This is a genomic window from Sandarakinorhabdus sp., assembly GCF_031422795.1.
Classification (GTDB): Bacteria; Pseudomonadota; Alphaproteobacteria; order Sphingomonadales; family Sphingomonadaceae; genus Sandarakinorhabdus.
Genome location: NZ_JANPML010000430.1, coordinates 1 through 19,137 on the forward strand (window position 1 = coordinate 1; position 19,137 = coordinate 19,137).

Annotated in this window: 17 protein-coding genes; 15 read left to right on the forward strand and 2 right to left on the reverse strand. The window is 65.5% G+C overall.

Annotation, left to right across the window (positions count from 1 at the left end; all coding sequences use genetic code 11):
• The 14 genes from RMO81_RS14755 to RMO81_RS14820 form a co-directional block, all read left to right on the forward strand.
• The coding region (locus RMO81_RS14755) for a P-loop NTPase (protein WP_310476671.1) at positions 1-1,087 on the forward strand (1,087 nt) is incomplete at its 5' end.
• Positions 1,057-2,439 (forward strand): CpaF family protein, encoded by a 1,383-nt coding sequence (locus RMO81_RS14760; RefSeq protein ID WP_310476672.1) that lies wholly within the window; start codon positions 1,057-1,059, stop codon positions 2,437-2,439. The genes RMO81_RS14755 and RMO81_RS14760, both read left to right, overlap by 31 nt.
• A 1-nt stretch (position 2,440) precedes the next feature.
• Complete coding sequence (locus RMO81_RS14765; RefSeq protein WP_310476673.1) at positions 2,441-3,346, forward strand: type II secretion system F family protein; 906 nt, start codon at positions 2,441-2,443, stop codon at positions 3,344-3,346.
• Positions 3,343-4,245: a type II secretion system F family protein gene (locus RMO81_RS14770; protein ID WP_310476674.1), complete on the forward strand. Its 903-nt coding sequence runs from the start codon at positions 3,343-3,345 to the stop codon at positions 4,243-4,245. The genes RMO81_RS14765 and RMO81_RS14770 overlap by 4 nt, the downstream gene beginning before the upstream one ends.
• On the forward strand, positions 4,242-4,778 hold the full coding sequence (locus RMO81_RS14775) for a tetratricopeptide repeat protein (protein WP_310476675.1): 537 nt from the start codon (positions 4,242-4,244) through the stop codon (positions 4,776-4,778). The genes RMO81_RS14770 and RMO81_RS14775 overlap by 4 nt, the downstream gene beginning before the upstream one ends.
• Positions 4,775-5,380, forward strand: a complete 606-nt coding sequence (locus RMO81_RS14780) for a TadE/TadG family type IV pilus assembly protein (protein WP_310476676.1) — start codon at positions 4,775-4,777, stop codon at positions 5,378-5,380. Before RMO81_RS14775 ends, RMO81_RS14780 begins: the two co-directional genes overlap by 4 nt.
• Entirely contained in the window at positions 5,367-5,936 is a 570-nt protein-coding gene (locus RMO81_RS14785) for a TadE/TadG family type IV pilus assembly protein (RefSeq protein WP_310476677.1), read from the forward strand. The genes RMO81_RS14780 and RMO81_RS14785 overlap by 14 nt, the downstream gene beginning before the upstream one ends.
• Entirely contained in the window at positions 5,933-7,432 is a 1,500-nt protein-coding gene (locus RMO81_RS14790; protein ID WP_310476678.1) for a pilus assembly protein TadG-related protein, read from the forward strand. The genes RMO81_RS14785 and RMO81_RS14790 overlap by 4 nt, the downstream gene beginning before the upstream one ends.
• Before the next feature lie 31 nt (positions 7,433-7,463).
• Positions 7,464-8,492, forward strand: coding sequence for a UDP-glucose 4-epimerase GalE (gene galE, locus RMO81_RS14795; protein ID WP_310476680.1), 1,029 nt, complete (start codon positions 7,464-7,466; stop codon positions 8,490-8,492).
• A gap of 141 nt (positions 8,493-8,633) precedes the next feature.
• The gene (locus RMO81_RS14800; protein ID WP_310476682.1) at positions 8,634-9,593 is read left to right on the forward strand and encodes a UDP-2,3-diacylglucosamine diphosphatase; all 960 of its coding nucleotides are present in this window, start codon (positions 8,634-8,636) and stop codon (positions 9,591-9,593) included.
• Positions 9,594-9,606: 13 nt separating this feature from the next.
• Entirely contained in the window at positions 9,607-10,704 is a 1,098-nt protein-coding gene (locus RMO81_RS14805; RefSeq protein ID WP_409049631.1) for a glycosyltransferase family 4 protein, read from the forward strand.
• A 60-nt stretch (positions 10,705-10,764) separates the two neighbouring features.
• On the forward strand, positions 10,765-12,030 hold the full coding sequence (locus RMO81_RS14810; protein WP_409049632.1) for an amidohydrolase family protein: 1,266 nt from the start codon (positions 10,765-10,767) through the stop codon (positions 12,028-12,030).
• A complete protein-coding gene (locus RMO81_RS14815) occupies positions 12,030-14,099 on the forward strand; it encodes a penicillin acylase family protein (RefSeq protein ID WP_310476685.1) in 2,070 nt (689 codons plus the stop codon). The genes RMO81_RS14810 and RMO81_RS14815 overlap by 1 nt, the downstream gene beginning before the upstream one ends.
• 43 nt (positions 14,100-14,142) lie before the next feature.
• Positions 14,143-15,018 (forward strand): MurR/RpiR family transcriptional regulator, encoded by an 876-nt coding sequence (locus RMO81_RS14820; protein WP_310476686.1) that lies wholly within the window; start codon positions 14,143-14,145, stop codon positions 15,016-15,018.
• Here the strand turns inward: RMO81_RS14820 and RMO81_RS14825 are convergent.
• On the reverse strand, positions 14,963-15,619 hold the full coding sequence (locus RMO81_RS14825; RefSeq protein WP_310476687.1) for an RNA pseudouridine synthase: 657 nt from the start codon (positions 15,617-15,619) through the stop codon (positions 14,963-14,965). The genes RMO81_RS14820 and RMO81_RS14825 overlap by 56 nt on opposite strands.
• Positions 15,620-15,732: 113 nt before the next feature.
• Between RMO81_RS14825 and RMO81_RS14830 the strand changes: the two genes are divergently transcribed.
• Entirely contained in the window at positions 15,733-17,907 is a 2,175-nt protein-coding gene (locus RMO81_RS14830) for a flagellin (protein ID WP_310476688.1), read from the forward strand.
• A 96-nt stretch (positions 17,908-18,003) separates the two neighbouring features.
• Here the strand turns inward: RMO81_RS14830 and RMO81_RS14835 are convergent.
• A partial coding sequence (locus tag RMO81_RS14835; RefSeq protein ID WP_310476689.1) for an AMP-binding protein occupies positions 18,004-19,137 on the reverse strand: 1,134 nt, incomplete at its 5' end.

Consider the following 19,137-nt stretch of genomic DNA (forward strand, 5'->3'; position numbering starts at 1 on the left):
GGCGCTGCCCGGTTTTGACGTGCGGCGCGGCAATATTGCGACGGCAACGGCCGATCTGCGCCAGCAACGCTCCCCGGCGCTGCTGTTCGTCGATGTCGCCGGCATCGATCGCGTGTTCGATGCCGTGCAGGCGCTGTCGGAAGTGTCGGAACCGCAGTTGCAGGTGGTGGTGATCGGCGAAACCAACGATGTCAGCCTGTTTCGCGGCCTGCTGCGGCTGGGCGTGTCGGATTATCTGTTCAAGCCGGTCACTTCGGAACTGCTCGAACAATTGGTCATCCGGCTGACCGGCGGCCGGCTGGATGGCAGTGATCCCCGGCTGGGCAAATTGGTCGCCGTTACCGGTGCGCGCGGCGGTGTGGGGACCAGCAGCATTGCGGCCAATCTGGCGCACTATCTGGCGGAAAAGGCCGGTCGCCGTGTGGCCCTGCTCGATCTTGATCTGATCAGCGGCGCGCAGCCCTTGCTGCTTGGCGTGGCGCCCAATGCCGGCCTTGCCGATGCACTGGAAGCGCCGGGCCGCATCGATGATCTGTTCCTTGAACGCGCCACCATATCCGTGACGGGCAGGCTCGATCTGATGGCCAGTGAAGTCGTGCCGGAACGCGCGCCCATCGTGACCGCCGAAGCCGTGGCTGCGCTGCTCGTCCGGCTGCAGCGCGCCTATCATTACGTGATCGTCGATGTGCCCAAGGTCGCCATGGTACGCAGCCAGGCCTTGCTTGATGCCGCGCCGCTGCAGATCCTGGTCAATGAAGCCACACTGCTCGCCGCGCGCGACAGCGCCGCCCGGCAGCAATTGGCCAGTGCAGCGGGCCAGCGCCAGATACTCGTGCACAACATGGCCGGTCGCCCCGGCGATCTGGCCGACGCCGATTTCGCCGCCACCCTCAAGCGCCCGCCAGATGTGGCGGTGCCGTTCCTGCCGCAGGTATTTGGCCAGGCCATCAACATGGGCCAGCCGGCCTGGGCCAGTGACCCGCGCGCCGAAGCCGGCATCGCGCTGCTGGCCCGTGAGCTTTCCGGCCAGGGCGTTACCACAGCGCCGGTGCCAGCGTGGAAACGCTGGCTGGGGCTGGTGCCATGAGCTTTGGCCGCAAGACGCTGCCGGCGCACGCCGAAACGCCGTTGGCGGCTGCCCCGGCAGCGGAACCGGTGTCGGTCGCCATCCGCGCCAGCGCCGAACAATTCGCGTTGGTGCGCTCGGCCGCGCTGGGTCGGCTCGATCCGGTGGCCGTCGCCAACATGGACAGCGCGGCACTGCGCAGCGCCATCATCGAAGCGGTGGGGGCGGTGGCCGGCGATCAGCGCGTCCAGCTGAATGGCCGTGAACAGATGCTGCTCGCCGATGAACTGGTGCACGACATGCTCGGCCTGGGCCCGTTGGAGCCGCTGCTGGCCGATGAACGCATCACCGATATCATGATCAACGGGCCGGATTGTGCCTTCATCGAAATTTCCGGCCGGCTGCAGAAGGCCGATATCCACTTCCGCGACAACGCGCATCTGCTGGCCATTTCGCAGCGCATCGCCAGCGCCATCGGCCGCCGTGTCGATGAAAGCAGCCCGCTGCTCGATGCGCGCCTGCTCGATGGCAGCCGTGTCAACATCGTCATCCCGCCGCTGGCCCTGGATGGCCCCTGCCTTTCCATCCGCAAATTCGCGAAAAAGCGCATCGACCTGGCGCGGCTGGTGGAATTCGGCGCCATGTCCGAGCCCTTGTCGCGCGCGCTCGAAGTGATGGCGCGCAGCCGGCTGAACATCGTGATTTCCGGCGGCACCGGTTCCGGAAAGACCACTTTGCTGAACGCGCTCAGCCGCTTTGCCGATCCGTCGGAACGGCTTGTCACCATCGAGGATGCCGCCGAACTGCAATTGCAGCAGCCCCACGTGGTGCGCATGGAAACCCGGCCGGCCAATCTGGAAGGCGCCGGCGCCATCACCCAGCGCGACTTGGTGATGAACGCGCTCAGAATGCGGCCCGATCGCATCATCATCGGCGAAGTGCGCGGGCCCGAAGCGTTCGACATGCTGCAGGCGATGAACACCGGCCACGATGGATCGATGTCCACCATCCACGCCAACAACAGCCGCGACGCGCTGTCCCGCATCGAGAATATGGTGCTGATGGGCTCGTTGGGCCTGCCCGCTGTCGCCATTCGCCAGCAGATCGTATCGGCGCTCGATGCCATCGTGCAGGTACAGCGCATGCGCGACGGCAAGCGCCGCATCACCCAGATCACCGAAGTCGTCGGCCTCGAAGGCGATGTTGTGGTGCTGCAGGATCTGTTCCGCTTCGATTATGACGGCGAAAATCGCGACGGCACCTTGCGTGGCCAGTTCGTGCCCACCGGTGCTCGCCCGTCTTTCCTGCCGCGCCTGAAATATTTCGGACTCGACACGCTCTACAACAGCGTTTCCGCTGTGGGCGCGGCCTGAGATGGCACTGGGCGTCGCCTTGATCGACGATCTGCTGCCGGCGCGGCGCAAGCGGCTGGCGGCGCGGCTGGCGCTGTATCAGCCGCTGAGCACTGTGCCACTGGTGGCGCCGCCGGCCCGCTCGCTGGCCGTGCCCGGCTTGAACCGTCTGCTCGATCCGCTGCTTGGCCTTGATCGCGGCGCGTGCGTGGATGAACGCATCGCTGTGCTGCCGTCGCTGTTGGCCGGCAGTTGTGCGGCGGCGATGGTCATGTTGGTGCTCGGCCAACTGCTCGGCCTGTCGAACCTGATCGTGGGCTTGGGCGCTGCGGGCGCGTTTTTCGGCGCCTTGCGCCTGTGGGTGGCGCAGCGCCGCGACGCCGGCCAGGCCCAGGTAGAAGCGCAGTTCAGCCTGGCATTGGGCGTCATCATTCGCTGCGTGCGCGCCGGCCTGCCGGTGGTGGAAGGCATGCGCGCTGTCGGGGTCGAAGTGCCGTCGCCCTCTGGCCCCGAATTCGGCCGCTGCGTCGATCAAATTCAGCTCGGCGTCGATTTTGACGAAGCGCTGGCGGCGCTGGCAACGCGTTGCCGGCTGGCCGATTATCGCTTTTTTGGCGTGACGGTTGCGCTGCAACGGCAAACCGGCGGCAATCTGGCGGAAACGCTCGACAATCTGGCTGAAACCATCCGCCGCCGCCACGCCGTGCGGCTGAAGGCGCAAAGCCTCACCTCGGAAATCCGTGCCACGGTGATGGTGCTGGCGCTGCTGCCGGCCGGCGTGGCAGCGCTGATGATGGTGGTGTCGCCCAGCTACATCATGCAGCTGTTCACCACGCAAAGCGGCCGCATGCTGCTGGGTGTGGCCATGCTGGTGCAGGCCACCGGGCTGGTGATCATCAAGCTCATCACCCGGAAGGCGCTGGGATGAGCCTGCTGCTCGCCCTGATAGTGCCATTGCTGGCCGGGCTCGGTTGGCTCAGCTGGCGCGATGCCATGGCCAGGCAGGCGCGGCTGCGGGCGCGGCTGGCGCTGCTGGCACCAGTGGGCAAGGCCGGCCCTTACAATCCTGGCCCCCTGCGGCGCATCGGTGATTGGCTGGCCGACAGCCCGCTGGTTGGCAGCCGCGAAGTCGGGTTGCTGCGCCAGAATCTCTATGCCGCCGGCTTCACCCGGCCCGATGCGGTGGATTGGTATATCGGCTTCAAGATGGTGCTGGCCGGGCTGCTGCTGAGCGCTGCAGCCCTGTGGGTGCAGATTGGCCAGCCTTCGGCCACCACGGCACTACTGGTTCTGCTGGGCGCGACTGTCGCCGGGCTGAAGGGGCCGGATATTGTCCTTAATCAGCGGGCCGCTGCCCGCCGCGCCGCCATTGATCGCGGCCTGCCCGACGCGCTCGACCTGCTGGTGGTGTGCGGCGAGGCTGGTATCGGCCTGGAACTGGCGCTGGAACGGGTGGCGAGCGAACTGAAGAGCGTGCATCCGGAACTGGCCACCGAACTGGGCGTGACGGTATCGGAAATGCGGCTGCTGGCTGACCGGCTGCAAGGGCTGACCAACATGGGGGATCGGGTGCGGCTCGATTCCGTTCGCACCATCGCCTCCACCCTGTCGCAGACCATGCGGTATGGCACACCGTTGGGCCGGGCGTTGCGCACGATGACCGCCGATTTCCGCCTCGCGCGCCAGATGAAGATGGAAGCAGCCGCCGCGCGCCTGCCGGTGATCATCACGTTGCCGATGATCATGTTCATCCTGCCTTCCACTGCGCTGGTCGTGGCCGGGCCGGCATTCCTGCAACTGATCGATGCGCTGCGGAGACTGGCATGATGCGTGTTCTTCTGGCTCTGGCTGCTGTCCTGCTGGTCGCTGCGGCACCTGCGCCACCGGCCATCACCAGCGTGATGGCCCGGGCAGCGGCACGGGCCGGCCAATGGCAGTCCGCAGCCCGGCTGTGGCGCACCCAGACCCTGGCCGAACCGACCAGCGGCGAAGCCTGGGCCGGGCTGGGCCAGGCCCTGCTGGAAGCTGGCGAGGCCGGCGATGCCGCCATTGCGCTGGAACGCGCAGGCTTGTTGCTGCCGGGTGATGCCGGCCTGTGGCTGCCGCGCGGGCGGGCGGCGCTGGCGCTGGGTGACAATGCGGCGGCGCGGGCGGCGTTTGCGGCCTACACCATGTCGCGGCCCAGCGATGCGCGCGGCTGGACCGGGCTGGGCGTGGCGCTGGATCTGGAAGGCCAGCGCGGCGAAGCGCAAACAGCCTATGGGCGCGCGCTGGCGGTTGATCCGCTCAATCGGGCGGCGCGGCACAATCTGGCACTTTCACTGGCCCTGGGCGCGCCGGCGGCACCCGTTTCGCCATGATGGCTCGCGGCAAGCAGCGGCGTTCGCAGCGGGGGGCGGTGGCGCTGGAAGCGGCCTTCTGCCTGCCGCCGCTGGTGCTCATCCTGATATTGGCCGTCGATACGGCGTGGATATCACTGGTGCAGCACCAGGTTGGCCACGCTGCCCGGCTTGCCTCACGCTATGGCATCACCGGCCAAGCCGAAGCGGTGCCTGAGGGCACGGCCCGCGTCGCGCTGTGCCCCGGCGCTGGCGCCTCTGGCGCCAATCCGCGTGTCGACCGTATCCGCGCCATCATCGCGGCCGAATCCGCCGGCCTGCTCAACCTGGCCGATCTGTGCCTTGGGCTGGGCAGCTATGCCGGCTATCAAGCCATCGGCCGGCCCGAACCGCTGGCCGATATCAACGGCAATGGCCGCCACGATGCCGGCGAAGCCTTCACCGATATCAACGCCAATGGCAGCTGGGACGCCGATCAGGCGGTGCCAACGCCCGGCGGCGGCGATCAGATTGCCATCTATATCCTGCGCTATACCGCGCACCCGCTGGTGGGCCTGACGCCGGGGCTGGGCGGCGATATCCCCATCGAAACCCGCGTGGTGGTGCGCAATGAACCGTTCTAGGCACCGCCAACGCGGCGTTCGGGAGGGCGGCGCAGCGCTGGAATTCGCGCTGGTGCTGCCGCTGCTGCTGGGCTTTGTGCTGGCCGGGCTCGATCTTGCCAGCTTTGTATCGCAGGTGCAGCGCGCGTCGGCCGCTGCGGCGGCGGCGGCCGATCTTGCCACCCAGATCGACAAGTTCAGCCCCGAAACCGACATGACCAAGATCGTCACTGGCCGCGAACTCGCCGTGCTGGCGCTGGCCGCCACAGAAGCCGCGCACCCGCAGCCATTGCTGGCCGATGGCGCCATCATCGTCACCAGCATGGCCAACACCGGCAATGGCCCCGCCATCGCCTGGCAGCGACGCTGGGGCCGGCCGGAACTGCCCAGCCTGATCGGATCCGGCAACACTGGCGGCATCACCGTGGCGGCCGGGGACGGGGTGATTTTCGCCGAAGCGGTCTACAAGGTGCGGCCCTGGCTGTTCAGCGGCGGGCTGCTGGGTCTGCCCGCAGAGATTGTGGTGCGGCGCACCGCAGTGCGGCGGCCACGCCTGGCCATTCCGGTGATCGGATGAGCCGCCGCCGATCCCTGGCTTCGCAACGCGGCAACATCGCGCTCGCCGGCGCGCTGATGCTGGTGCCGCTGTCGCTGCTTGCCGGCATGGCCATTGATTTCGGCCGGGCCTGGGTGGCGCAGGATCAGCTGACACAGGCGGTGGACGCCGCCGCTCTGGCCGGCGCGCGCCAGCTGGGCGTGCGCGATCCCGGCCCCGAAGCCCGCCAGTTCTTTGCCGCCAACATGAGCGAGGTGGATGACATCACAGTCGAAAGCCTGACCATCAGCCCTTCGACCGACAATCAGACGCTGACCGTTTCTGCCACCGGCCGGTTGAGCACCACCTTCCTGGCACTGGCGGGCAGTGAATGGCAGCAGCTGCCGATCCGCGCCCAGGCACAGACCCGGCGCACCACCATGGGCATGGAAATGGCGCTGGTGCTGGATGTGACCGGCTCGATGGCCGGCACGGCGATGACCCAGATGAAGCTGGCGGCGGCCGATCTGGTCAACATCCTGTATGGCAACCGCGCCCAGCTCGACACGTTGTATGTGTCGGTGGTGCCTTATACCAACACGGTGAATTTCGGGCCGGGCAAGATGGATTGGCTGCAGGGCGGCGCGGCGGCCACGACCGGCTTTGCGCCCTTCCGCTGGCGCGGCTGCGTGGAGGCACGCACCGGCGGCGAAGACCAGACCGACACGCCGCCGGCCCAGGCGCCGTTCCGGCCCTTCCTTTATCCCAGCACCCGCGCGCAAACGGCAGCGCGGGCGTTTGGCGGCACGGCAGCGCGGCCGACGTTTGGCGACGCCGATTGGGGCGCCACGCCGGCCATCACCAGCACCGACGTGCCCGACCCCGACGACAGCGACAGCATGGATCCGGCGCAGATGTGGGTGCCCGCCAACGCCCGAAAAGGCCCCAACGTTGGCTGTGGACAGCCGGTGTCGGGCCTTACCAATGATCGCACTGCCCTGCTGCGCATCATCGGCCTGCTGCAGCCCTCCAGCCGCGGCGGCACCATGGGCAATCTGGGCTTGCAGGCCGGCTGGATGACGATCAGCCCGCGCTGGCGCGGCCTGTGGGGCAGCAGCCATTGGGGCACGGTGACGCCAGCCGGCTTGCCCTTGAACTATCCCGGCCCGCGCGATTTCATGACCAAGGTGATCGTGTTGATGACCGATGGTGACAACACCTGGTTCGATTATGGCCGCCCGCCCAGTTTCGATTACACCGGCTATGGCCGCCTTACCGAAGGCCGGCTGGGCACCACCACCGGCAGCACCGCCACCACCCGCATCAATGAACGCATGACGGCGCTGTGCACCAACATCAAGGCGCAAGGCATCGTCATCTACACCATCACACTGGGCACCGCCGGCGCCACCCAGGCCCTGTATCGCAACTGCGCCACCAGCCCCGGCCATTATTTCCACGCGCCAACCCCAACGCAATTGCGGTCCAGCTTTCAGCAAATCGGCTCGCAATTGTCCAACCTGCGGCTGGAGCGTTGATGGTGGCGGCAAAGCGCTGTAGGTCGAACCCATGTCTGCCCTTCTGCCCCTGATCCCTGAAACCGAACTGCCGCCGGTGCTGGTCACCGGCGGGGCGGGCTATATCGGCAGCAATGCCGCGCTGGCGCTGCTTGATCGCGGGGTGAAGACGGTGGTGCTCGACAGCCTGGTGACCGGCAGCCGCGCCCAGGTGCCGGCCGGCGCCATCTTCGTGGAAGGCCGCGCCGGGGATCAGGCGCTGGTGGAACGCGTGATCCGCGAACACAATATCGGCGCTGTGTTGCACTTTGCCGCGCGCATTTCGGTGGCGGAATCGGTGGAACAGCCAGCGCTGTATTACCGCGAGAATTTTGGTGAGACGCTGAACCTGGCTGAAACCGCGCTGGCCTGCGGGGTTGGCGCGTTCGTGATGTCGTCCACAGCTGCCGTTTACGGCGATGGTGATGGCCAACCGCTGGCGGTCACCGCACCGATTGCGCCGATCAACCCCTATGGCTGGTCCAAGGCCTTTGCCGAACGCGCACTGGCCGACATGGTAGCGGCCAATCGCAGTTTTTCGGTGGCGTGCCCGCGCTATTTCAACGTGGCGGGCGCTGATCCGCAGCTGCGCTCCGGCCAAGCCAGCCAGCACCCGCATCACCTGATCGAACTGGCCTGCCACGTGCTCACCGGCCAACGGACACGCTTCACAATCTTTGGCCGCGATTATCCCACCCGCGATGGCAGCGGCGTGCGCGATTATGTGCATGTCACCGATCTGGCCGATGCGCATATCCTGCTGCTGCGCGCCTGCCTGGCGGATCCGGGCCAGTATCACGCGGTCAATCTGGGTTACGGCGAGGGCGCATCGGTGATCGAAGTGCTCGACGCGCTCGAAGCGGTGTCGGGCACCGCCATCCCGCGCCACGATGGCCCGCGCCGCGCCGGCGATCCGGCAGTGCTGGTGGCGCAAAGCCAGGCCCGCGAACTGCTTGGCTGGCAACCGCGCTTTGCCGACCTTGAAACCATGGTCGGCCACGCGCTGGCCTGGGAACGCCACCGGCTGATTCAACGCGCCTGACTCGGCCCGCCTGAAACGCTACGACCGCGCTGCAACATAACCTCAACAATTTTGCCACATTGGCGCAATCGCGCTGCCACACCCCTGTCACTGCCCATCGCTAAAGCATCCGGGCAAGGTTGAACCATACAGGGGGTTCCGATGGCGTCTTTGCCGCTGGCCGTTGCCGAACAATTGCTCTGGCGTGAGCCAGCAGCACCGCCACCATCGTCTCTCCGCCCATTATCTTCCGGCCCGGTTCCGTTTCAACTTCCGCCATCCGGTCCCGCCTTCCTCACCGACGAGGATGAGCGCACCCCCAGCGGCAAGCTGAAACTGCGCACGGTGTGGATTTCCGATATTCACCTTGGTACGCCCGGCTGCAACGCCGATCTGCTGATGGATTTCCTGAAATCGATCCAGCCCGAAACCCTGTATCTGGTGGGCGATATCATCGACGGCTGGAAGCTGAAGCGCGGCTGGTATTGGCCGGCACGCCACAATGATGTCGTGCGCCGCGTGCTCAAGATGGCCGCCAAGGGCACGCGCGTCATCTACATCCCCGGCAATCACGACGAGATGCTGCGGCCCTATGCCGGACTGGGCTTTGGCGGGGTCGAAATCGCGCTGGAGGCCATCCACACCACCGCCGATGGCCGCCAGCTGCTGGTGTGCCATGGCGACGAATTTGATGGCATCGTGCTCTATCACCGCTGGCTCGCCTGGGCCGGGGACATTGGCTACGAGCTGCTGCTGAAATTGAACCGCCACTACAACCGTGCCCGGCAACAATTGGGCCTGCCGTACTGGTCGATCTCCGCCCACATCAAGAAGAAGGTGAAGAACGCCGTCGCCTTCATCGGCCGGTTTGAAGAAGCGGTGGCCGAAGCCGCGCGGCTGCGTGGGTTGGACGGGGTGGTGTGCGGCCATATCCATTCCGCCGAAATCCGCGAGTTCGGCGGCATCACCTATATGAACGACGGCGATTGGGTCGAAAGCTGCACCGCGCTGGCCGAGCATGCCGATGGCCGCATCGAGATCATCGATTGGGCCGAGCACGTGCGCCAAGCCGCTCTGAACGCGACCTCGGCCCAGATAACGCCGGCCCAGATGGCGGCCTGAAGGAACAATCATGCTGAAACTCACGCTTGTTACCGACGCCTGGGAACCGCAGGTCAACGGTGTGGTCCGCACGCTGTCCACCACCGTCCGTCTGCTCGCCGAGCGCGGCGTGCGCGTGCAGGTGATCTCGCCCGATCAATATTGGTCGGTGCCGATGCCCAGCTATCCGGAAATCCGGCTGGCGATGACCACCCAGCGCCGGACGGCCAAGCAGATTCGCGCCTTTGCGCCCGATGCGCTGCACATCGCCACCGAAGGCCCGCTGGGCTGGCACGCCCGCGGCTGGGCGATGCAGCAGGGCATGGCTTTCACCACCAGTTTTCACACGCGCTTTCCGGATTATGTGTCGGCGCGCATCGGCGGCGGTACTCAATTGGCCTGGCGCGTGCTGCGCCGCTTCCATGGCGCCGCCAGCGCCGTGATGGTGGCAACGCCGCGCCTGGCCGATGAACTGGCTTGCCATGGCATTTCCCAAACCCGTCTCTGGTCGCGTGGCGTTGATACCGCCCAATTCCGCCCTGAAATCGCCCCGCACCCGGTCTATGCCGGCCTGAAACGCCCGGTGGCGCTGCATGTCGGCCGCGTCGCGGTCGAAAAGAATATCGAGGCTTTTCTGGCCGCGCCTTGGGCTGGCGACAAGCTGGTGGTGGGCGATGGCCCGGCGCTCGACAGCCTGCAGAAGAAATATCCGGCCGCGCATTTCCTGGGCGCGCTGCACGGCAATGCGCTCGCCAGTGCCTATGCCGGCGCTGATGTGCTGGTCTTCCCCAGCCGTACCGATACGTTCGGGCTGGTGATGATCGAAGCGCTGGCCAGTGGGACGCCCGTGGCGGGCTATCCGGTGCCCGGCCCGCTCGATGTGGTCGGCGCCCAAGGCTTTGGTGCCGATGGCCGGACGGGCAGAGGTTCCGGGGCCCGGATCGGCGCTGTGGCGGATGATCTGGGTGAGGCGATGCGCGCGGCGCTGGGTGCCCGGCGCGCTGATTGCGTGGCGCAAGGCCGGCGCTATGGATGGGATGCCTGTGTGGATCAGTTCCTCGCGGCGCTGGTCACCGGTGATGGCCTGCCGGTGCCCTATCTGCCCGCACCCAGCCTGCAATTGGTTGCCTGATCGGCTTGCCGTCGCTCCCGGCTGCCCCTATCGATTGGGCAGCTAGGGAGAGACGTGATGATGCCGCGGTTTGCACTGATTTTGTTGGGTTTGCTTGGCAGCACCGCTGCGTCTGCTGAAACCGTGGTGATCACCGCTGCAAGGATGCTCGATGTCGTGAGCGGCAAGATCATCCAGAACCCGCAGATCGTCACCGAAAATGGCCGCATCACGCTGGTCACCACGCAGGATCGGCATATTGTCACCGATGCAAAGCGCATCGATCTGGGCAATCTCACCATCCTGCCAGGCCTGATCGACATGCACGTCCACCTCACCAGCGATCCGGCGCTGGGCTTTGATGCCGATCTGCGTCACGCCCGCGCCTTCAGTGTGGCGGTGGGTGTGGCCATGGCCGGGCGCACGCTGGATGCCGGTTTTACCACGGTCAGGAATGTCGGCTCGGCTGATTTTGGCGATGTGGGGCTCAAGCAGGCGATTGATGAACGCGTCATCCGCGGCCCGCGCATCGTGCCGGCGGCCTATGCGCTGGGTGCCACCGGCGGGCATTGCGACGACAATCGCTTTCATTCCGGCATCACGGTTGATCGCAGCGGCGTCGCATCGGGCCCGCAGGGCTTCCGCGAGAAGGTGCGCGAAATGCACCGATTGGGTGCCGATGTGATCAAGTTCTGTGCCACCGGCGGCGTGTTTTCCGCCCGCGACACGGTGGATGGCCAGCAATTGACCCAGGAAGAAATGGACGCGCTGGTGGACGAAGCCCACCGGCTGCGCATGAAGGTGGCGGTGCACGCGCACGGCGCCGATGGCATCAAGGCGGCGATCCGGGCCAAGGCCGATACCATCGAACACGCCAGCCTGGCCGATGCGGAGGCGTTTGCGCTGGCCAAACAGTTCGGCACCTATTTTTCCATGGATGTCTACAACGATGATTATATCCTGGCCGAAGGGGCGAAGAACGGCGTGCCGGAGGAAAATCTCGCCAAGGAACGCGCCATCGGCCTGAAACAGCGTCAGACGTTCCAGGCGGCGTGGAAAGCCGGGGTGAAGATGGTTTTTGGCAGCGATGCCGGCGTTTATCCGCACGGCGACAATGCCCGCCAGTTTGCCAAGATGGTGGAATGGGGCATGGCGCCAATCGACGCGATCCGTGCTGCCACCAGCGTGGCCGCGCAAGCGCTGGGCCGTGATGACGTTGGCGAGATCGCGACTGGCCGCCATGCCGACATCATCGCCGTGGCCGGTGATCCGACCGCCGATGTGAACGTGCTGCGCGATGTGAAGGTCGTGGTGATGGGCGGTGCCGTTGTGAAAGACGCCCGCTGATGCCGCGTTGGTTTACGGCGCTGTTCTGGACGTCGATTGCCCTGGCCGCCGTGGTGGTGGGGCTTTCGACATGGGATGCCTTTACGGCGCGCCCGCCCGAACCGGATCCGGCGCTGAAGCGAACGGTGAAGATCGTGCGTGATCAGTGGGGCGTGCCGCACATCAGCGGCAAGACCGATGCCGATGTCGCCTATGGCATCGCCATCGCGCAGGCGCAGGATGATTTTCGCGACCTGGAAGAATCGCTGGCCGCCGTGCGCGGCCGTGCCGGCGCCATTTCGGGCGAAGACGGCGCAAAATTCGATTTCGTCGGCCATCTGCTCGATGCCAATGCCGTGGCAGAGAAGGGCTATGCCAGCCTGTCGCCGGCCACGCGGGCGCTGGTCGAAGCCTATGCGCAGGGGCTGAACGATTATGCCCGCAAAAACGCCCGCGAGGTGCGGTTGCAGGGGCTGTTTCCGGTTACCGGACGCGACATCGTCGCTGGTTTTGCGCTGCGCTCGCCGTTTTTCTTCGGGTTGGATCGGCCCTTGTCGGCGCTGCTTGATGATCGCCTGCCGCCGCGCGATGCCGGGCCAGCCGATGAACGCGGCAGCAATGCCTTTGCCGTTGCCGGTCGGCGCAGCGCAGATGGCACGACGCGGCTCATTCTCAACAGCCATCAGCCCTGGGAAGGGGCAGTGGCCTGGTGGGAAATGGTGGTGCATTCCGATGCTGGCTGGGATTTTGCCGGCGTCAATTTCACTGGCGCGCCCTTTGGGTTGATGGGCCACAACAAGGTGCTGGGCTGGACCAACACGGTCAACCGCCCGGATTTGATCGACGTTTACAAGCTTGTGCTGGATGACAGCGGCAAACGTTACCGGCTTGATGGCCAGTGGCGCGATCTGGAGCAGCGGCGCGTCTGGTTGCGGGTGAAGTACGGCCCGCTGGTGCTGCCGATCCCGCGCACCGTGTATCGCAGTGTGCATGGCCCAGTGATCAAAAATGCGCTGGGGGCCTTTGCCATCCGTTTTGCCGGCATCGGCGAAGTGGGCCAGGTCGAACACTATTACCGGCTGAACAAGGCGCGCGATTTTGCCGACTGGCAGGCGATCATGGCGACACAGGGCGTTCCCGCCACCAATTTCATCTATGCCGATGCCAAAGGCCATATCGGCATGTTCCACAATGCGCTGTTCCCGGCCCGCGCGCCCGGCTTTGATTGGCGCGGCGTGCTGCCGGGCGACACGTCCAAGGCCTTGTGGACCGCTTATCTGCCGTGGTCTGCCAATCCGCATGTGATCGATCCGGCAGCCGGCTGGGTGGCCAATGCCAACAACACGCCGTTTCTTTCGACCGCGCCAGCCAACGAATTGAAGCGCAGTGATTTTTCCGAAGACATGGGCATCGAAACCCAGATCACCAACCGCGCCATGCGCTATCAGGCGCGCTTTGCACAGTTAGGCAATCAGCAGATCAGCCGGGAACAGCTGCTCTCCATCAAATATGACAAGGGTTATGATCGGGCCGGCTGGGCGGGGCGCTGGTGGGATGAAGTGCTGGCGCTGGACACCAAGGGGCGGCCCGATTTGCAGAAGGCCCAGGCGCTGATCCGGCAATGGGATTTCACGCTGGATTGCCAGGGTGCCGCCGATACGCTGGTGGCGCTGGCCTTTGCCCAGCATGCGCGTTTTGCCTATCTGCAAAAACCGGTGCCCAACGCCCGCGCCGGGCTGGAAGACGCGGTGGCGGGGCTGACCAGGCATTTTGGCCGGCTTGATCCGCCGCTGGGCGATTTCCAGCGGCTGCGGCGCGGCAAGGTTGATCTGCCGCTGTGTGGCGGCCCTGATGCGTTGCGCGCCATGATTGGCGACATCTCGGCCGATGGCCGCCGCGTTGGCAACAATGGCGATGGTTATATCATGCTGGTCGAATGGACTGCCGCCGGCCAGGTGAAATCGGAATCCGTGCATCATTTCGGGGCCGCCGCCACCCGTCCGCAATCGCCGCACTATAATGATCAGTCGCCGCTGTTTGCCGCCGAACGTTTCAAGCCGGTGACCTTCCCAGCGAAACCAGCCGGCTGAAGCGCGCAGTTGCGCAAATGTGCGCGGATGTTATCCAACGCACATGAGCAGCCGTATCGCCCCCAGTCGGATCTCGTTACGCCTTGCCGACCGCTACGAGCATCTGACCGTTTCGGAACGGATGATCGCCGGCTGGCTGGCCGACAATCTGGATCAGCTGCCGTTTGAAACCGCGGCCTCCATCGGCCAGCGCGTTGGTGTGTCGGCGATGACCGTGGCGCGGCTGGTGAAGAGCCTGGGTTACGATAATCTGGCCGCCCTGAAGGATGATCTGCGCGACGATGCCCGCGATGCGCCGTGGCTGCTCACCCGTCCGGCACCGTCTGCCGATGCCCGGTTGAAGGCTGAAACCGCCGCGATTTCGGGTGTTTACGCGCAGGCCGAAACGCCGGAATGGGCCGCCATCGTTGCGCTGCTCGCCGCCGCGCCGCGTGTGCATGTTGCCGGTTTCCAGACCGAAGCCGGGCTGGCGGCTGGCTTTGCCCGCCACTTGTCCTATGTCCGTCCGCAGGTCGCCAGCCTCGATATGGCGGCCGGCATAATGGATGTCGTGGTTGATGCCGGGCCCGGCGATGTGTTCGTTGCCATCGATGTGCGCCGCTATTCCCGCCAGTTTCGTCTGCTCGCCGAACGGGTTGCGGCCAGCGGCCGGGCGCTTGTCGTGATCACCGATCCCTATTGCCCCTGGGCGCGCGATCTGACGCCGCATATCCTCACCGCCGAAGTGGCGCTGGGCCATTTCTGGGACATGAATTCGGCGCTGGCCTCGCTGCTGAACCTGCTGGTCGATGGTGTGGTGCAGCATATTGGCCCCGATCTGGTGCACCAGCGACTTGCGGTTTTAGCCGAAAACTACAGCGATTTCATTGGCTTTCAAGGCCGAGTGAAATCGGCCAATCCGCCGGCGGATCGCAGCTGACCGCGATGCGTTGACCATCGGGCAGGGTGATGGCCAGGCCCTTCGCGTGCAGCCGCATGGGGCCCGCTCCGTCGCCATAAACCGGATCGCCCGCGATTGGGCAGCCGATATGCGCGGCATGCACCCGGATCTGGTGGGTGCGCCCGGTTTCAGGGCGGAATTCGACCAGATGCTGGTCGGAATCCAGCACCCGCCCCAATACTCTCCAATGCGTGCGCGCCGGCTTGCCGGACTTGTCCATCACCATGCGCCATCCCGCCGCTGCGCTCGACACCTTGGCCAGCGGCGCATCCACCACACCGGTCGGCGCGGCGGGCAGGGCTGAAAGGATCGCCCAGTATATTTTCTCGGTACTGCCCGTCGCAAAAGCCGCGCTCAGCCACTTGGCGCCGCGCCGGCTGCGGGCGACAGCAAGGCAGCCCGAGGTGTCGCGGTCCAGCCGATGGGCGGCGACCGGCGCAAAGCCACCCAGCGCCAGCGCCGGCAGATGATCTTCGAGGCTGCGGGGCGTTTTCGGCCCAGGATGCACGGCCAGGTCCGCCGGCTTGTTGATGAAAACAAGATCGCGCGTGGCCAGCAGAACCGGAAAAGGGAAGCGCAAGTCGTTCAATTGAGGCCTTTTTCGCAACAGGTTTAAGCGGAATTCAGTTTGTGCCGTTTCCAGTGCAGCGCCCCGCTCCTTCTGCGGTGGCGGGAAGCGGGAGTAACCCAGAGATGACTGTTATCAATACCAACATCAGCGCGCTGACCGCCCAGAATGCGCAGCGCAGTGCCAATAACATGATGGGCATGGCAATGCAGCGCCTGTCCACCGGTCAACGTATCAACAGCGCCAAGGACGATGCCGCCGGCCTCGCCATCAGCCAGAAGATGACGGCCGATGTGCGCGGCCTCGCGGTCGCCATGCGGAACGCCAACGACGGCATCAGCATGGCGCAGACGGCGGAAAGCGCCATGGGCGAAGTGACCAACATGCTGCAGCGGATGCGCGAACTGTCGGTGCAGTCGGCCAACGGCACCTTGACCGGCATCGATCGCCAAGCGGTGCAGGCCGAAGTCCGCCAGCTGGTGGGCGAAATCGACAATGTCGGCGTGCGCACCAACTTCAACGGCCGCCGCCTGCTGGATGGTTCGGCCCAGAATGTGCGCCTGCAAACCGGCAGCCGCGCTGGCGAAACCGTGTCATTCAGCCTCACCTCCACCCGGGCGCGTGATCTCGGCCTTGGTTCCAGCCCAGCGCTGTCGGCTTCGGGTGCTTTCGAAGCCACCGCCGCCAACCTTGGCGCCAATCAGGCCCTGCAGGCCGGCGATCTGGTGATCAACGGCACCACCATCGGCTCGTCGCTGTCGTCGGATGACAGCCTGTCATCGGGCAACAAGGCTGCTTCGGCGCTGGCCAAGGCCGCCGCCATCAACCGCGCCACCGAACAGACCGGCGTTCGCGCCGTTGTCGGCCAGACAGTGATGACCGGATCGGCCATGACCGCCGCCGCACTGACCGGCACCGTGACCATCAACGGCGTTTCCACCGCTTCGGTGAGCACCACCACCGACGCCGCCGAAAGCCGCCGCCTGGTGCGCGATGCCATCAACGCCATTTCCGGCCAGACCGGCGTGCGCGCGGTGGACACCGGTGATACCAACGGCGGCATCCGTCTTGAAGCTGATGATGGCCGCAACATCGAAGTGGCGGTGGCGACGCTCACTTCTGCGTCCACCGGCCTGAAGGTCGGCGCGCAGTCGGGCAGCTTCAACCTCGAAAGCACCAACGGTCAGCCGATCGAGATCAGCTCGGCCAACAGCGCCAGCGCCCGCATCAGCCGCGCCGGCTTGGCCGAAGGCACGTTCGAACGCGGCGTTTCCACCGTGAGCACCGATGCCCGCGCCGTGGCGGTGGATGCCACCGGCATCCGCAACCTCAACAACGGCGATCTCAGCATCAATGGCGTGGCCATCCGGGCGGCGGCGGCGGCTGATGACAATGTCTCCTCCACGGTGGCGGCCTCGTCGTCGAAATCGGCCAGCGCCATTGCCATCGCGGCGGCGGTCAATGCCTCCTCGGCGCAGACCGGCGTCAGCGCCGTTGCCAACGACGTGACGCTCACGGCCAACACCACGGCCACCACCCTCGCCGGTACGGGCGCTTCGGTCACCATCAACGGCGTTGCCATCACCATCGATGGCCTTGCCACCACCGATACGGCACAGGCCCGCCGCGAAAAGGTGGCTGCTGCCATCAACAACTTCGGCGGCATGACCGGCGTCAGCGCGTCCGACAACGGCCTTGGCGGCCTTGATCTGACCGCTGCCGATGGTCGCAACCTGTCGGTTGCCATTGTCGCCGGCGGCGCCACTGCGGGCGAACTCGGCCTGGGCGGCACCACGGTGAAGGGTTCGGGCAGCGCTTATGCCATCGCGGCCACGGCGGCGACGGCGGAAACCGCCTATGGCTCGGTGCGGCTGGAATCGGCCAAATCCATCGACGTGAAGGCCGGCAGCCAGGCTTTTGCCGCGGCGTCCAACTTCACGGCGCTGGGTTTCGAGGAAAACAGCTATGGCGCTTCCAAGGGTGGCCTGCGCATCTCGGATATCGATGTGTCGACCGCCGATGGGGCCACCGCTGCCCTTGATGCCATTGATGAAGCGCTGAACAGCGTCAACCTCGATCGCGCCAACATCGGTGCCGTGCAGAACCGGCTGGAAGCGGCGGTGAACAACCTGTCGTCGAACAGCACCAACCTGCAGGCCTCGCGCAGCCGGATCCAGGATACCGACTTTGCGGTGGAATCGACCAATCTGGCCAAGAACCAGGTGCTCAGCCAAGCCGCGCAGGCGATGCTGGCCCGAGCCAACCAGTCGGCCCAGCAGGTTACCCAGCTGCTGCAGTAAGCCGGGAGGGCCGTCCCCCAGCGATGGGGGCTCGTCAGAAGGGGCGGCGCCGGCAAAGCGTCGCTCCTTTTTTTGGCTCGCGCGGCGTAACGCGGTTCAGCCGATCCTGCTGTTGCGGCCCGCCCAATAGGGATCACGTAGCTCGCGTTTGTAAAGTTTGCCGGTGGGCAAACGCGGCAATTGATCGGTGAAATCGATCGAGCGCGGGCATTTGATATGGGCCATGTTGGCCCGGCAGAAGGCGATCAGTTCCGCGGCCAGGTCCGCGTTTGCCGTCACCCCCGGCGCTGCCTGCACCACGGCCTTTACCTCTTCGCCCAGATCGTCGTTCGGCACGCCGAATACGGCGGCATCGGTCACCTTGGGATGGGTGATCAGCAGGTTTTCGCACTCCTGCGGATAGATGTTCATGCCGCCGGAAATGATCATGAACGTCTTGCGATCGGTGAGGTGCAGGAAGCCATCCGCATCCAGATAGCCAACGTCGCCAACGGTGGTCTTCGTCCCGTCGACCGATCGGCTTTCGTTCGTCTTGTCGGCGTTCTCGAAATATTCGAAGGGTGTCGCGGTGGTAAACCAGATCGTGCCCGGTTCGCCCGGCGGCATCGGTTGCATGTCGTCGTCCAGAATGTGGATTTCGCCCAGCACCACGCGCCCCACCGTGCCCTTGTGGGCCAGCCATTCGGCCGTATCGCAGGCCGTGAAACCCAGGCCTTCGGTGGCGCCATAATATTCGTGGATGATCGGCCCCCACCAATCGATCATCGCCTCCTTGACCGGGATCGGGCAGGGGGCAGCCGCATGCACAACGGCTTCCAGCGAACCGAGATCATAGCGGCGACGCACATCCTCCGGCAGCTTCAGCATGCGGGAGAACATGGTCGGCACCAGCTGGCTGTGGGTGACGCGATAGCGTTCGATCAGCTGCAGATAGGTTTCCGGGTTGAAGCTCTCCATGATCACTGCGGTGCCGCCCGCCATGATCGCCAGTGACACCGCACCCTGTGGGGCCGAGTGATAAAGCGGCGCCGGTGACAGATAGATCATCTTGTCCCGGCACAGCCACAGTTTGCTCAGGAAACCATAGAGCGGTAGCTGCTCATCGGGTTTCACCTCCGGCAACGGCCGCAAAATGCCTTTCGGCCGGCCGGTGGTGCCAGAGGAATAGAGCATGGCGACGCCCAGCCATTCATCGGCGATCGGCGTGTCGGGCATGTTGGCGACCGCGGC

Excerpts from the sequence above, each read along its gene's own strand:
- RMO81_RS14765 (WP_310476673.1), top strand. The coding sequence starts at position 2,441 with ATGGCACTGGGCGTCGCCTTGATCGACGATCTGCTGCCGGCGCGGCGC.
- RMO81_RS14770 (WP_310476674.1), top strand. The coding sequence starts at position 3,343 with ATGAGCCTGCTGCTCGCCCTGATAGTGCCATTGCTGGCCGGGCTCGGT.
- RMO81_RS14775 (WP_310476675.1), top strand. The coding sequence starts at position 4,242 with ATGATGCGTGTTCTTCTGGCTCTGGCTGCTGTCCTGCTGGTCGCTGCG.
- RMO81_RS14780 (WP_310476676.1), top strand. The coding sequence starts at position 4,775 with ATGATGGCTCGCGGCAAGCAGCGGCGTTCGCAGCGGGGGGCGGTGGCG.
- RMO81_RS14785 (WP_310476677.1), top strand. The coding sequence starts at position 5,367 with ATGAACCGTTCTAGGCACCGCCAACGCGGCGTTCGGGAGGGCGGCGCA.
- RMO81_RS14790 (WP_310476678.1), top strand. The coding sequence starts at position 5,933 with ATGAGCCGCCGCCGATCCCTGGCTTCGCAACGCGGCAACATCGCGCTC.
- galE (WP_310476680.1), top strand. The coding sequence starts at position 7,464 with ATGTCTGCCCTTCTGCCCCTGATCCCTGAAACCGAACTGCCGCCGGTG.
- RMO81_RS14800 (WP_310476682.1), top strand. The coding sequence starts at position 8,634 with ATGGCGTCTTTGCCGCTGGCCGTTGCCGAACAATTGCTCTGGCGTGAG.
- RMO81_RS14810 (WP_409049632.1), top strand. The coding sequence starts at position 10,765 with ATGCCGCGGTTTGCACTGATTTTGTTGGGTTTGCTTGGCAGCACCGCT.
- RMO81_RS14815 (WP_310476685.1), top strand. The coding sequence starts at position 12,030 with ATGCCGCGTTGGTTTACGGCGCTGTTCTGGACGTCGATTGCCCTGGCC.
- RMO81_RS14820 (WP_310476686.1), top strand. The coding sequence starts at position 14,143 with ATGAGCAGCCGTATCGCCCCCAGTCGGATCTCGTTACGCCTTGCCGAC.
- RMO81_RS14830 (WP_310476688.1), top strand. The coding sequence starts at position 15,733 with ATGACTGTTATCAATACCAACATCAGCGCGCTGACCGCCCAGAATGCG.